The organism is Hymenobacter sp. PAMC 26628, from assembly GCF_001562275.1.
Taxonomy (GTDB): domain Bacteria; phylum Bacteroidota; class Bacteroidia; order Cytophagales; family Hymenobacteraceae; genus Hymenobacter.
This window is the reverse complement of record NZ_CP014304.1, coordinates 2,601,950-2,615,730: the sequence shown is the minus strand read 5'-3', so window position 1 is coordinate 2,615,730 and position 13,781 is coordinate 2,601,950. Positions and strand designations below refer to the sequence as shown.

Here is a 13,781-nt window from a genome sequence, read left to right as displayed (position 1 = left end):
CCGCTGGTGGCGGTTCGCAACGGCGTGGTCACGCTGAGCGGCGCGGTATCCAACCTGCGCGCCAAGCAGGAGGCTGAGCGCGACGCCCGCCAAATCGTGGGCGTGTGGGACGTGCACAACCTGCTGAAAGTGCGCACCAATCGCTTTATTCCCGACCTGCACATCGGCCAGACCATCCGCGAGGCGCTGGCCCGCGACCCTTACGTGGGCCTGTGCGACTTCAGCGTGTATGTGCGCAACGGCAAGGCCCAGCTCTACGGGCAGGTGAGCAGCCACTTCGAGCAGATGCAGGCCGGCAACGTGGCCGCCAGCGTCAATGGCATGGCCGAGCTGGACAACTGGGTGAGCGTGCCCGGCAGCCCCGATTTTGAGGCTTACCAAACCTCCGCCCGGCCGCGCCCCAACCCCGACTTTGCCCTGGCCGCGCGCATCCGCAACCGCTATTTCTGGTCGGCTAGTCTGCACAACCAAAACATAGAAGTGCTGGTTGAAAAAGGCCGCGCCATCCTCACCGGCACCGTCGCTACCTGGCTCGACCGCGACACGGCTGGCTACGACGCCTACGACGCCGGGGCGCGCTTCGTGGACAACGACCTGCTCATCGATTTCGACCACGGGCTGTAGGCGGGTAGTCAGGTTGTGCTTCGGGCGGATAATCCGCCCGAAGAATCTATCGAAACACCATAAAAATATGAACGTGCTAGTCATCGGAGCCGCCGGCAAAACCGGGCGCGCAGTAGTGGAGCAAGCAGTGGCCGCGGGTCAACAGGTCACGGCCTTTGTGCGCCACGCAGCTGAATACCAAGGTCCTGCGAACGTGCGCGTCGTCGAAGGGGACGCGGCCAATAGCGCCGCAATGGACGCCGCCGTACTGGGCCAGGACGCGGTGCTGGACACGATTGGTGGCAAAACGCCCTACAAGGCCACGACCCTTGAATCGAGCGCCGCCCACACCATTATCGCGGCCATGCAGCGCCACGGGGTGCGCCGGCTCGTGGTCACGTCCATGCTGGGCGTGGGCGAGAGCTCGGCGAACGCGCCCATTTATGAGCGCTTGCTGGTCGCGACTTTTTTGCGCGGCGCCGACCAGGACAAAACGGCGATGGAAGACGCGGTCGAAACGAGCGGGCTGGACTGGGTGATTTTGCGTCCCGCCATTCTCACCGACGCCCCCGCCACGGGTCAGGTGCGGGTCTTTGAGGCCGAGACGGGGGAAAATGCCCATCAGATTACCCGCGCCGACCTGGCGGCCTTCATGGTGGCCCAGCTGACCACGGACGAGCACCTCCACCGAGCCGTCACCATCGCCAATAGCTAAGCCAACACTGGCTGTACGCTTTCTCGCAGCTGTATTCTTTGCCTCTCCGAAAGCTTTGCCAAAAAAGGCACTTCGCACAGGGTAAGCCGCTAGCAAACCACCCAAATTTTTATGGCCATTCAAACCATCAACTCCGCCACCAACCAGGTCGTCTGCTCATTTGAGGAAATGACGGACCCGGCTATCGATGCTGCCGTGGCCCAGGCGGCCACGGCCTTCGACGCCTGGAAAACAACCGCCTACCCCCACCGGGCCGCCCTGCTGCACCGGGTAGCCGACGGGCTGCGAGCGCAAAAACGGGCTTTGGCCACCCTCATCACTCTGGAAATGGGCAAGCTGCTGGCGCAGGCGGAAGGCGAAATCAGTCTGAGCGCTGATATTTTTGACTACTATGCCAGCCACGGGGCCGAGTTTCTGGCCGACGAAACACTGAGCCCCGCGTTTGGCTCAGCGGTGGTGCGGCCCAGCCCGGTGGGCGTGCTGCTAGGGGTCGAGCCCTGGAATTTTCCCTTTTACCAGGTGGCCCGCTTCGCCGCGCCTAACCTCATGATTGGCAACGTGGTGCTGGTGAAGCACGCTTCTAACGTGCCGCAGTGCGCCATTGCCATCGAGCGGATATTCCACGAAGCCGGCGGGGCGGCGGGCCTTTACACCAACCTGCTGCTGAGCGGGGCGCGGGCCTCGGCGCTGGTCGGCGACCCGCGCATCAAGGGCGTTTCGCTCACGGGCAGCGAGGCCGCCGGGGCCAGCGTGGCCGCCGAGGCCGGCAAAAACCTGAAAAAATCGGTGCTGGAGCTGGGCGGCAGCGACGCCTTTATCGTGCTCGAAGATGCCGATATTGACCAGGCGGTGCGCTGGGCCGTGGTGGGCCGCACCAACAACAACGGCGAGTGCTGCGTGGCCGCCAAGCGCTTCATCGTGGTGGAAGCGGTGGCCGACGAGTTCCTGCAAAAATTCAAAGTCCAGCTCGGCCAGCTGAAGGTGGGCGACCCCATGGACCCGGCCACCGAACTGGGACCGATGAGCAGCGAAGTCGCCGCCGCGCAGCTGGCCGAGCAGGTGCAGCGCGCCGTGCACGACGGCGCGCAGGTGCTGCTGGGCGGCCACCGGGTGGCCGGGCCGGGCGCCTTCATTGAGCCTACTATTCTGGGCGGGCTCACGTCGGCCATGCCCGTGTACTATGAAGAGCTGTTTGGGCCGGTGGCGGCTTTCTGCCGGGTGGCCGACGAGGCAGCGGCCATCGTACTGGCCAATGACTCACCGTTTGGGCTGGGCGGCTCGGTCTTCACCCAAGACGTGTCGCGCGGCCAGCGTGTGGCCGACCAGCTCGACACGGGCATGGTCTTCATCAACCACCCCACCTGGACGCAGGCCGACCTGCCGTTTGGCGGCACCAAGGGCTCAGGCTACGGCCGCGAGCTGGCGGCGCTTGGCATCGAGGAGTTTGTGAATAAAAAGCTCATCCGCGTGAGCGCCCTCACCGACCCGTTTTAGCCGGTGCGCCTACCCTCGCTGCTGGGGCTACTGCACTAACAATCAGCTTGCCGGCTAGCCATCTGGCTAGCCGGTTTTCCCGTTTTTCTTATGCACCACCGGATTTTATCCGAATCTGCCGCGCTCGTTCTGGACTACGATGTGGTGGACGATATCCTGCACGCCCGCTGGGGCCCCGCCCAAACCCTGGCCACCACCCAGGCCGGCTACGAGCAAATCCTGCTGGAACTGCCGCCCCTGCACTGCCACCGCCTGCTCGACGACCGCCGCGAATCGCACCTGATGTGGGACGAGCTGGCCACCTGGATGGCCACCGACTGGTACCCGCGCGCTCACCAGGCCGGGCTGCTGCGGCACGCCGTCGTGTTTGCGGAAGACTTCTTCGGCCACCTGGCCACCGAGCTCGTGCTGGCGCGGGTGCACGACGGCCAGCTGATGGGCTTCGACTCCGAGGCCGCCGCCCGCCAGATGCTGCTGGCCGCTTAGGCCAGCTTTTGCCGTTTTCGCCTACCCCCCTCATGCTGCTCGATACCAAGTTGCCCGCCCACTACATCTTCCGGGGCATCTGGCCCGATGTAGTGCGGGTACTGCTGATTTCCAGCTTCTTCCACTTTCTGAAGCTGGCCCTGGGGGCCTACCTGCCGCCCGTGCCGTTGCAGCTGCCCACCATTTTGGGCAGCCTGATTTCGCTGCTGCTGGCCTTCAAAACCAACCAATCCTACGAGCGCTGATGGGAAGCCCGCAAAATCTGGGGCGCCATCGTCAACGACTCGCGCACGCTGGTGCTCCAGGCCGCCGGCTTCGTGCCGGAAGAGGTGCTAGCCGCCCCGGCCGCGCCCCTGCGGGCGCTCGCCTACCGCCAGATAGCCTGGTGCTACTGCCTGGGCGAAACGCTGCGTGGCCTCGACCCCGCCGCTACGCTAGCCAGCTACCTACCTGAAAAAGAACTGCTTTATACCCACTCGCAAGCCAATAAGCCACTTGCCCTGCTAGCGCTGCACACCGCCCAGGTTAAAGAACTGTACCAGCGAGGCGCGCTCAATTCCTTCCAGCAAGTGCAGCTCGATGCCACGCTGGTGCGCCTCTGCGATGCCCTGGGCCAAGCCGAACGAATCAAAAGTACGGTGTTTCCGGCCAGCTACCGGCGACTGATACACTTCTTCATCTACCTCTTCTTACTTATCCTCTCGCTGGGCCTGGTCCAAACCATCGGCCTCTGGGAAATCCCGGTGCTGTTGACCACGGCATCCACCTTCTTTCTGCTGGAGCGCACCGCCCGCGAGCTGCAAGACCCCTTCCGCCACGCGCCCACCGACACGCCCGTCACGGCCCTGGCCCGCACCGTCGAAATCAACCTGCGGCAATTGTTGGGCGAGGTGCAGGTGCCCGCGCCGCTCGCGGCCGAAGCTTTCTATCTGATGTGAAGCGACGGACTACGCCGCCCGCTGCTTTTCTTTTTCTACCGCCCATGCCTACCAGTACCCTACCCGCCCCAAGCGCCTTGCCCGAAGCAATAGCTATTCCCGCGCCCGGCCTCACCACTGCCGCCGTGGCCGCCGCCCGCGCCGCGCACGGCCGCAACGTGCTGCCCGACAACGCTCCCACCGGCCTGCTGGCCACCCTGAAAGATGTCGTGACCGAGCCCATGTTTCTGTTGCTGCTCGTGGCCTGCGGGGTGTACGTAGCGCTGAGCGAGGGGGCGGAGGCCCTCACGCTGGGCGCAGCGCTACTGGTGGTGGCCGGCATTTCGGTGTACCAGGCGCGGCGCAGCGACGCGGCCCTCGGGGCCCTGCGCGACCTCACCCAGCCCCAGGCCCAGGTGCGGCGCAACGGGGCCCCAGCCACCGTGCCGGTCGCGGACCTGGTGGTGGGTGACACCGTGCGCGTGGCCGAAGGCAGCCGCCTGCCTGCCGATGGCATCGTAGCCGAGGCCAACGACTTTTCGGCCGACGAGGCCATCCTCACCGGCGAGGCCGTGCCGGTGGCCAAGACCGTGGGCGACGCCGTGTTTGGCGGCACCAGCACGGCCTCGGGCAGCGCCTGGCTCACGCTCACGGCCGTGGGTGGGCAAACCAAGCTGGGTTTGATTGGGCAGCGCATGGCGGCCATTGCCACCGAAAAAACGCCCTTGCAGCGCCAGGTGACGCAGTTTGTGGCCCGCATGGCCTGGGTGGGACTCGGGGCATTTGCGCTGGTGTGGGGGGTGAATTATGCCAAGTCGGGCGACTGGGTCACGGCCCTGCTCTTTGGCCTCACACTGGCCATGTCGATTTTGCCCGAGGAAATTCCGGTGGCGTTCAGCTCCTTCATGGCCCTGGGCGCGGCCCGGCTGAGCCGGCTGGGCGTGCTCACCAAGCAGCCCCAAACTGTGGAAAGCCTGGGCTCGGCCACCGTCATCTGCACCGACAAAACCGGCACCCTCACCGAGGAAGGTATGGTGGTCCGGCAGCTCTACGATGGGGCCACGGCCGCCCTCGTGGCCGTGCCCGGCCCGCTGTCGGCCACCGCTGCCCCGGTGCTGGCCTACGCCCGCTACGCCAGCGAAACCGAGCCCTTCGACCCCATGGAAAAGGCCATCGTGGCCGCCTTCGCGGCCGCCGACCAGGTCGCCGCGCCCGCTCCCATGCTGCACGAGTACCCCCTGGCCGGCACCCCGCCCATGATGACGCACGTGCGCCAGGTAGCCGGCCAGCCGCTCATTGCCGCTAAGGGCGCGGTCGAGCACGTGCTGGCTGTGTGCCGCCCTACCCCCCCAGTGGTTGCCGAAATCAGGCGCGTGGCGCAGGAATTATCCGCGCAGGGCTACCGGGTGCTGGGCGTGGCGCGCGGCACCCAGCCGGGCCCCGATTTCCCGGCCGCGCAGGACGATTTTGCCTGGGAATTTCTGGGCTTAATTGCCCTCGAAAACCCGCCCAAGGCCAACGCGGCGGCCGTCATCCGGGCCTTCACCGAGGCGGGCATTCAGGTGAAGATGATAACCGGCGACTTCCCCGAAACGGCCCAGGCCATTGCCCGCCAGGTGGGCCTGCCGGGGGCCGACACGCTGCTCACCGGCCAGCGGGTCATGGACTTGCCCGCCGCTGCGCTCCGGCAGCAGGTGGCCCGCACGGCGGTATTCGCCCGCATGTTTCCCGAGGCCAAGCTGAAAGTGGTGGAGGCATTGAAAGCCATCGGCGAGGTGGTGGCCATGACCGGCGACGGCGTGAACGACGGCCCCGCCCTTAAGGCCGCGCATATCGGCATAGCTATGGGCCGGCGCGGCACTGAAGTGGCCCGCCAGGCTGCCTCCCTGGTGCTCGTGGACGACGACCTGGGTGGCATGGTCACGGCCATCGCCCAGGGCCGACGCATCTACCAGAACTTCAAAAAAGCGGTGTTCTACGTCGTCTCCATCCACATCCCAATTGTGCTCACGGTGGCCGTGCCGCTGCTGGCCAATTGGAAGTGGGAGAACCTGTTTACGCCCGTGCACATCATTTTCCTGGAGCTGGTGATGGGGCCCACCTGCTCCATCGCTTTCGAAAACGAGCCCGCCGAGGCCGGTCAGATGCGCCAGCCCCCGCGCCCGCTCACCAGCACTTTTTTGGCCGGGGCCGAGCTGGGCCGCAGCCTGGCGCAGGGGCTGGGCATCGCGGCGGCCGTGCTGGGCGTGTACTACTACTTTATGCAGCAGGGCGAGGCCATGCCGGTGGTCCGCACACTAACCTTCGCCACGCTGGTGCTTAGCAACATCGGCCTCACGCTGGTCAACCGCTCGTTCACGCAGTCGATATTCCAGACCCTGCGCGTGCCCAATCGCCTGCTCTGGCTGATGCTCGGCCTCACGCTGGCCCTGCTGCTGGTCACGCAGTTCGTGCCGGCGGCGCAGCGGCTGTTTGGTTTTGCTCCCGTGCCGCTGGGGGCCCTGGGCTGGTGCGCGCTGGCCGCCCTGGTGGGGGTAGGGTGGGTGGAGGTGTATAAAGCCGTGCGCGCAAAGCTGGCCGGTAAGGGCTAGCCGAAGTGGTGACGCGGTTTGACGCGTCACGCATGAGCTGGCGCCGCGTAGCGCCCGGTTCATTCATAATGCAACGCATCAATTGGGTTCATGTTGGCCGCCTTGCGGGCCGGTTACCAGCCGAAAAACACCCTGATGGCCGGGCTGAACGAAAACGCTCACATTACCGACGATGGCGACACCGTAAGGGGCCAGTGCAGTACCTGGGCCGCCCGGTGGTGAAGGTATTCAACAGCAGCTACGCCGACCACCTCGAAAAAAAGGGTCAGCCTACCGGTACGCCCGACCGCATTTCGCTGCCCGCAACCGGCGACGAGGCCGCCACCAAGCGACAAGTGAGGGCCCTGGTCGAGGAAATGGGCTTCGACGCCGTGGACGACGGCACCCTGCACCAGTCGTGGCGCCAGCAGCCCGGCACCCCGTGCTACGGCGCCGGCTTCCCGGCCGACAAGCTGCGCGAGAACTTGGCCAGCCTGGGCACCGAGCGCACGGAGGCCCCGCACCAGCAATTCCTGGGCAACCACGCCGAGCAGGAAAAGCAAATGGCGTCCTAGAGCGTGAGGACATTTAGCGCAACCAATCCAAAGCTGCGGCTATATACCAGAACCCTAGGAAAGACCCGGCTGTTTTTTCGTAGCGGGTGGCCAGGCGGCGGTAGCGTTTCATTCGATTGAAGAACCGTTCGATTTTATTGCGGTCCTCATGCTGTTCTTCGTCAAAGGGGGCAGGGTCGGTGCGATTCGGTCGGTTCGGAATGACGACCTCAATATTGTTTTTGGCGCAATAGGCCCGGTTTTCGTCGCTATCGTAGCTCGTGTCGGCGATAACCTGGCCCGGCGAGAGGCCGTCGAGCAAGCCAATGGCCTGCGGGCAGCCGCCGGCTTGCCCACCCGTCGCCACGCGCCGTATGGCGTTGCCCAACGCATCGGTGCAGGCGTGGATTTTGGTGCTCATGCCGCCCCGGCTGCGGCCCAGGCACTCGGTTTCAGGGTCGCTTTTTTTTGGCCCGCCGCGTGTTGGTGGGCCCGCAGGATGGTCGAATCGAGCATGACCCAGTCCAGGTCCGGTTCTTTCAGCGCCTCAAACACGGCCTCCCACACGCCTTTTTGGGCCAGACGTCGGAAACGCCGGCAGACAGAATTGAACTTGCCGAAGCGTTCGGGCAAATCGGCCCACGGTGCGCCAGTACGCAAAATCCACAGCACTGCGTTGAAAAACCCCCGATTGTCCTGTGCTGTCACGCCCCGGTCTGTTTCCTTGCCCGACAGTAGGGGCGCAATGACCGCCCACTGCCGGTCCGTGACAGCATAGCGATGGGCAAATTTTTTCATCCTTTTCAGCAAAGATAAATGTCCTCACGCTCTAGGTCGTCAAGCTGAAATAGGTGCTGCTGTAGTGGCTTAGCCACTAGCTAGTAGAGTTTTAAACCAAAAGAGCCGCGGTAACTCCCGCGGCTCTTTTGGTTTGGGTGCTTGGCCGTGCTAACGGCCAAGCTCTACCGATTAATCGCCTGCTGCATCTGCGCGCTATAGCGCTCGCCCTGAATCGCTACTTGGCTGATGGCTTGCTCCAGCTGCCGCAAATCATCGGGCGTGAGCGCGACCTTGGCCGCGCCCACGTTTTCTTGCAGGCGGTCCAGCTTAGTGGTGCCGGGGATGGGCGCAATCCAAGGCTTTTGGGCCAGCAGCCAGGCCAGGGCAATCTGGGCCGGGGTGGCCTGCTTGCGCTCGGCCAGCTGCTTGATGAAGTCGAGCAGAGCCAGGTTGGCCTGGCGGGCTTCGGCCTCGAAGCAGGGTAGGGAGCTGCGAATGTCGCCGCTGCCAAAGGTCGAGTCGGCGGTGATGGCTCCGGTGAGGAAGCCCCGGCCCAGCGGGCTGAACGGCACAAAACCAATGCCGAGCGCCTTGAGCGTGGGCAACATGCTTTGCTCGGGCTCGCGCCACCACAGCGAGTACTCGCTTTGCAAAGCCGATACCGGTTGCACGGCGTGCGCCCGGCGAATGGCGTCCGGCCCGGCCCCCGAGAGGCCGAAGTATTTCACTTTGCCCTCTCGAATCAGGTCCCGCACCGCGCCGGCCACGTCCTCCATCGGCACGCTGGGGTCTACCCGGTGCTGGTAAAACAGGTCGATGCGGTCGGTGCCCAGGCGCCGGAGCGACTGCTCGGCCACCAGCCGGATGCGCGCCGGTCGGCTGTCGAGGCCCTGCGCCGGAGCGCCTTCCTTGAAGCCGAACTTGGTGGCGATGACCACCTGGTCGCGGACTGGGGCCAGGGCCGTACCCACCAGCCGCTCGTTGGCCTCGCCGTAGGCCTCGGCGGTGTCAAAAAAGGTGACGCCCAAATCTACGGCCGCCCGGATGAGCCGGGTGGCCTCGGCCACGTCGGTGGCCGGGCCGTAGCCGTGGCTCAGGCCCATGCAGCCCAGCCCCGGGGCCGATACTTCGAGGCCGGCGGGCCCCAGTTTGCGTTTTTTCACATTGGTTGTTCGTAAAGACCAGCACCCCGCCAAGGACAGGCCGAGGGCTGGTCTTTTACGAGGAGCAACGCAGATAAAGCTAGGGGCAGGGTAGAGGCATAAGACGACCTAAACTTGCCACATCAAAAAGGCCGCAATGGCTCATAGTCCAGCTCTTGCACGACAAAGTGCGCGTAGGGCTGGCGCTGCCCGTCGACCACGTAGCTGGCTTCGCAATCGGTGGGGATAAGCATGCCATGCCACCGCCGGTACTGCGCGTAGCTGCACACCCAGGGCACCCGCGTGGTTTCGTCAATATAGCGCTGGGTTTCGGACGTGGCTATTTCATCCTGCTCGTTGAAGCCCATGAGGCAAGCCACCGACTGCCCCCCTTGGCTGAACGTAAGCCGGGCGGAACGGTCGTCTACAGCCGTCCAGGCAACGCGCGAACTTGGCAGCAGGTTGGTAGGCAGCCAGGGGCTTTCGACCAGCCAGCGCAGTAACTCGCCCTCATCGTAGTGCGGCCCGCTGCCACTTACAACCTGCACGGCCCCGAGCAGCCGCACCAATAGGCTCCCGCGCCCGGCTACGTACTCATCGCGGACGCGGAACCAACGCGTGGTGCCCTGCCAAATGAAGCCCGCCGGGTCGGCCGTCACGTACTGCTGGCCTTCGATGGCTAGCCAGTCCTTTTTCAGGTCCGTTTTAAACTGGCCGCCGTGCCGCAGCCGCAGCCCACGCAAGTAGGGCTGCCCCTCGCGTAGTACGTGGCGAAAGTAACGCTGCACCGGTGCAGGCAGCCCGGCCAGCTGTGCTTCGTGGTACGTCTGGCCCGGCGCATCGGCGGCCTGGGCGAACAGCCAGGTTGCATCGCGGCGCAAGCGGCGGGCGGCCCGCTGCCGCAGGGGGTAGAGCAAGCCCAACGCCACCCCGCCGCCCGCCGTCGCTATCAGTGGCCAAGCTAATTTTTTATTCAACATGGTAGGCAGGTTAGGGGAATGGCAAGCAGTGAAATTAATTAAAAGCCACCGGCCTGGGCATGACAAAAGTCACGCAAGGAGAGGGCTGTTTGTCATGGGTTTGGCAAGGCAGCAGCCCGAATTTTGGCTTGCTTTTGATGGGACGCCCTATCTACTAGCACTTTTTACCCCTATTCCGGGACCTAATTTCCTTACCCCTTAAAACCATGAAAAAGACCCTCCTATTGGCCGCATTGGCTCTACTCACGTTCGGAGCCCAAGCCCAGATGCTGAAAGCCGCGCAGGTGCCCGCCGTCGTCAAGGCGACGTTTAAGGCCCAATATCCCACGGTAACCACCAACACTTGGGAAAAAGAACATGGCAACTACGAAGCCGCCTTCACGATGAAGGGTGCCACGATGTCGGCGCTGATAAACCCGGCCGGGGAACTGGTCGAAAAGGAAACCGACATGGCGGCCACTAGGCTGCCCGCGGCCGTGCGGGCCACGCTAGCCCGTGACTACAAAACCTACAAGGTGACGGAAGCCGCCACGATTGTTTCGGCCACCGGGGCGACCACTTACGAAGCTGAATTGTCGAAGGCCGGTAAAAAGCACGACGTGCTGTTTAATGAAAACGGTACGCTGGCCAAAAAATAGTGCTGCAATATCTTGTAGGAAGGGCCAGGCGTACCAACGTCCGGCCCTTTTTACTTTTTAGCGCAGAACCTTGCGCCTGACGATGAGGGCCGGCTGGAGACCAGTGCGAGAAGCTGGGTTAGGGGAGCCGGCAGGGAGCGCTGGCTGGTAATTACCTGGTCCACACTACCTGCCTTCGCCGGCAAGAACAACTTGCTTCTACCCACCCGCTACCTGCTCGGCCTTATCGGCACCCGCGCAAATCTCATAACAGTAAAGCCTGTTGGAAGCGTAACTTCTACTGAGGATAAGCCCGGTAAAACCAGCGCTTCAAGCCCTCGGCCGCCAGCACATAGCCGCTCACGATGCCCAGGATAGCCGCGTAGAGCGCCAGCGGCAGGGGCACAAAGCCAAATACCCGCCCCAGCGGCGTGGCCGGCAGCGCCAGCACCAGCCCGGCCACCAGGGCCGTGGCCGCCACCAACCCCCGGCCCGGCCGGCTGCGGTAGAAGGGCCGCCGGGTGCGCACCACCAGCACAATAACCGTGGCCGAGAGCACCGACTCCACGAACCAGCCCGTTTGAAACAGCGCCGCCGGGGCCCCGAAGCCCCAGCGCAGCAGCCCGAAGCTGAGGTAGTCGAATACCGAGCTGAGCAGCCCGAACGTGAGCATGAACCGGCGCAGGAAAGGCAAGTCCCAGCGGGTGGGATGGGCCAGGGCGGCGGGCTCCACGTTGTCGGCGGCGAGGGCCGTGGCTGGCAGGTCGGTTAGCAGGTTGGTGAGCAGAATCTGCACCGGCAGCAGGGGCAGGAAGGGCAAAAACAGCGAAGCCCCGGCCATGCTGAACATGTTGCCGAAGTTGGCGCTGGTAGCCATGAAAATGTATTTCAGGGTGTTGGTAAACGTGCGCCGGCCCTCGCGCACCCCGTCGAGGAGCACGTTCAAATCCTGCTTGAGCAGCACGATGTCGGCCGATTCCTTGGCCACGTTCACGGCCGACTCCACCGAGATGCCCACATCGGCCGCGTGGAGGGCGCTGGCGTCGTTGATGCCGTCGCCGAGGTAGCCCACCACGAAGCCGCGCCGCTTGAGGGCCAGCACAATACCTTCCTTTTGGTTGGGCTCGATTTCGGCGAAGACGTGGGCCGTGCTCACCTTGCTGCGCAGGGCCTCGGCGCTGAGCTCGCGCAGGGCCGCGCCCGTGAGCACCTCCGGCGTGTCGATGCCCACGGCTTTGGCCACCGCAGTAGCCACCAGCACGTTGTCGCCGGTTATCATCTTGAGCTGAGTACCCAGGCCCCGCAACTCGGCCAGCGTGGCCTGGATGCCCGCCTTGGGCGTGTCGGCCAGGCAGATAAAGCCCAGAAACGTCATCCCCACCTCGTCGGCCTTGGTGATGTCCCGCCGGCCGCCGGCGTCCTTCGTGGCCAGCCCCAGCGTGCGCAGGCCCTGGGCGCTCAGCGCCTCGTAGGTCTGCTGAATAGCGGCCCGGTAGTCGGCCAGCGGCGCGGGGGCAGGGCCGCCCGCATCCACCAGGGTGCAGACTTCCAGGATGTTTTGCAGCGCGCCCTTGGTCACGAGCAGGGGCTGGCCAGCCTCCTCGGTCAGGAGCGTGAGGCGCTTGCGTAGGAAATCGTAGGGAATCTCGTCCACGCGGGGGTAGGCCGCCACGTCATCGGGCACGGCCGACCCGATGGCCACGTCGATGGGGTTGCGGAAACCCTGCTGCAAGGTAGCATTGACCTTGGCCAGCCGCCCGGCCCGCGCCGAGGGCTGCCCGTGCACGTCGATAATGCGGTCGAGGCGCACGGTACCGTCGGTGAGGGTGCCGGTTTTGTCGGCGCACAGCACGTTCATGGTGCCGAAGTTCTCAATCGACGCGAGCCGTTTTACCAGCACTTGTTTTGCCGCCATGCGGCGGGCGCCCCGCGCCAGGTTGAGGCTGATGATGGCCGGCAGCAGCTGCGGCGTGAGGCCCACGGCAATGGCCAGCGAAAACAGCAGCGAGTTGAGCACTGGCTTGTGCAGCAGCACGTTGGCGGCAAAAATGAGCAGCACCAGCACCAGCGTCAGCTGCATGAGCAGGTAGCCGAAGCGGCGGATGCCCTGCTCGAAGTCGGTTTCGGGCGGGGCCGTGCGCAGGCGCGCCGCGATGCGGCCCAGCTCGGTGCCGGGGCCCGTGCGCACCACCACGGCCGTGCCGCTGCCGCTCACTACGTTGGCCCCCATAAACAGGGTATTGCGGCGCTGGGCCAGCAGGGTAGTCGCCGCCAGGGCCCCCGGCGCTTTATCGACCGGAAAGGTTTCGCCGGTGAGGGTGGCCTCGTTGATGAACAACTCGTTGGCCGTGAGCAGGTAGCAGTCGGCGGGCACTACGTCACCGGCGCGCAGGGCCAGCGCGTCGCCAGGCACCAGCTGTTCGTCGGGCAGCTCCTGGGCGGTGCCGTCGCGCCAAGTGGTAGTGCGGGCCACCAGCAGCACCAGCAGCTGCTTCATGGCCTGCGAAGCGCCCCGCTCCTGCCAAAAACCCAGCAGCCCCCCGGCCAGGATAATGACCAGGATAATGAGTGCATCTGGCGCGTCGTGCAGGAAAAACGACAGCCCCGCCGCCCCCATCAGCAGCCACGAAATGGGGCTGCTGAACTGCCGCAGGAACAGCCCCGCGTCCGTGGTTTCTTCCTTGACCTTCAGCAGGTTGGACCCCGAAAGCGTCCGGCGCGCCGCCGCCTCGGCCGTGGTGAGGCCGGTGGCCGTGGTGCGTAGCCGGGCCAGCACTTCGGCCGCGGGCAGGGCCCAGTAGGTGGCCAGCGCATCGGCCGTCGGGCCGGGGATAGGGAGGGGTTTCATGAGGGAACGGCTAGCTGCGCGCGAGTGGCCGCTGCGGGGGTACAATTAGCTGGTCCACTTCCAGCCGGCCAATAT

12 protein-coding genes and 1 pseudogene are annotated in these 13,781 nt (G+C 64.9%); 9 read left to right on the top strand and 4 right to left on the bottom strand.

Features of this window, described 5'->3' with window-relative positions; translation table 11 throughout:
- The first annotated feature begins 6 nt into the window (after positions 1-6).
- The 8 genes from AXW84_RS11520 (at position 7) to AXW84_RS11485 (ending at position 7,360) form a co-directional block, all read left to right on the top strand.
- The gene (locus tag AXW84_RS11520; protein ID WP_068233018.1) at positions 7-624 is read left to right on the top strand and encodes a BON domain-containing protein; all 618 of its coding nucleotides are present in this window, start codon (positions 7-9) and stop codon (positions 622-624) included.
- A 67-nt stretch (positions 625-691) separates the two neighbouring features.
- Positions 692-1,318 (top strand): NAD(P)-dependent oxidoreductase, encoded by a 627-nt coding sequence (locus AXW84_RS11515; protein WP_068233015.1) that lies wholly within the window; start codon positions 692-694, stop codon positions 1,316-1,318.
- Positions 1,319-1,429: 111 nt separating this feature from the next.
- On the top strand, positions 1,430-2,812 hold the full coding sequence (locus AXW84_RS11510; RefSeq protein ID WP_068233013.1) for an NAD-dependent succinate-semialdehyde dehydrogenase: 1,383 nt from the start codon (positions 1,430-1,432) through the stop codon (positions 2,810-2,812).
- A gap of 90 nt (positions 2,813-2,902) precedes the next feature.
- Positions 2,903-3,298: a hypothetical protein gene (locus tag AXW84_RS11505; RefSeq protein WP_068233010.1), complete on the top strand. Its 396-nt coding sequence runs from the start codon at positions 2,903-2,905 to the stop codon at positions 3,296-3,298.
- 32 nt (positions 3,299-3,330) lie between these two features.
- The gene (locus AXW84_RS23985) at positions 3,331-3,543 is read left to right on the top strand and encodes a hypothetical protein (RefSeq protein WP_068233007.1); all 213 of its coding nucleotides are present in this window, start codon (positions 3,331-3,333) and stop codon (positions 3,541-3,543) included.
- A gap of 51 nt (positions 3,544-3,594) precedes the next feature.
- Positions 3,595-4,236: a bestrophin family ion channel gene (locus AXW84_RS11495; RefSeq protein WP_068233003.1), complete on the top strand. Its 642-nt coding sequence runs from the start codon at positions 3,595-3,597 to the stop codon at positions 4,234-4,236.
- 44 nt (positions 4,237-4,280) lie between these two features.
- The gene (locus tag AXW84_RS11490) at positions 4,281-6,806 is read left to right on the top strand and encodes a cation-translocating P-type ATPase (RefSeq protein ID WP_082773845.1); all 2,526 of its coding nucleotides are present in this window, start codon (positions 4,281-4,283) and stop codon (positions 6,804-6,806) included.
- Positions 6,807-7,000: 194 nt separating this feature from the next.
- Positions 7,001-7,360 (top strand): NADPH-dependent F420 reductase, encoded by a 360-nt coding sequence (locus AXW84_RS11485; RefSeq protein WP_204248445.1) that lies wholly within the window; start codon positions 7,001-7,003, stop codon positions 7,358-7,360.
- A gap of 13 nt (positions 7,361-7,373) precedes the next feature.
- Here AXW84_RS11485 and AXW84_RS25850 read toward each other — a convergent pair.
- From AXW84_RS25850 to AXW84_RS11465, 3 genes and pseudogenes are all read right to left on the bottom strand, one after another.
- Positions 7,374-8,137: pseudogene (locus tag AXW84_RS25850) on the bottom strand (IS5 family transposase).
- A 164-nt stretch (positions 8,138-8,301) separates the two neighbouring features.
- Positions 8,302-9,282: an aldo/keto reductase gene (locus AXW84_RS11470; RefSeq protein ID WP_068232997.1), complete on the bottom strand. Its 981-nt coding sequence runs from the start codon at positions 9,280-9,282 to the stop codon at positions 8,302-8,304.
- Positions 9,283-9,404: 122 nt separating this feature from the next.
- A complete protein-coding gene (locus AXW84_RS11465) occupies positions 9,405-10,241 on the bottom strand; it encodes a DUF6544 family protein (protein WP_068232993.1) in 837 nt (278 codons plus the stop codon).
- 206 nt (positions 10,242-10,447) lie between these two features.
- Here AXW84_RS11465 and AXW84_RS11460 point away from each other — a divergent pair, with 206 nt between their 5' ends.
- Entirely contained in the window at positions 10,448-10,879 is a 432-nt protein-coding gene (locus AXW84_RS11460; RefSeq protein ID WP_068232990.1) for a PepSY-like domain-containing protein, read from the top strand.
- A gap of 277 nt (positions 10,880-11,156) precedes the next feature.
- Here the strand turns inward: AXW84_RS11460 and mgtA are convergent, their stop codons facing one another.
- On the bottom strand, positions 11,157-13,706 hold the full coding sequence (gene mgtA / locus AXW84_RS11455; RefSeq protein WP_068232988.1) for a magnesium-translocating P-type ATPase: 2,550 nt from the start codon (positions 13,704-13,706) through the stop codon (positions 11,157-11,159).
- Positions 13,707-13,781: the final 75 nt, after the last annotated feature.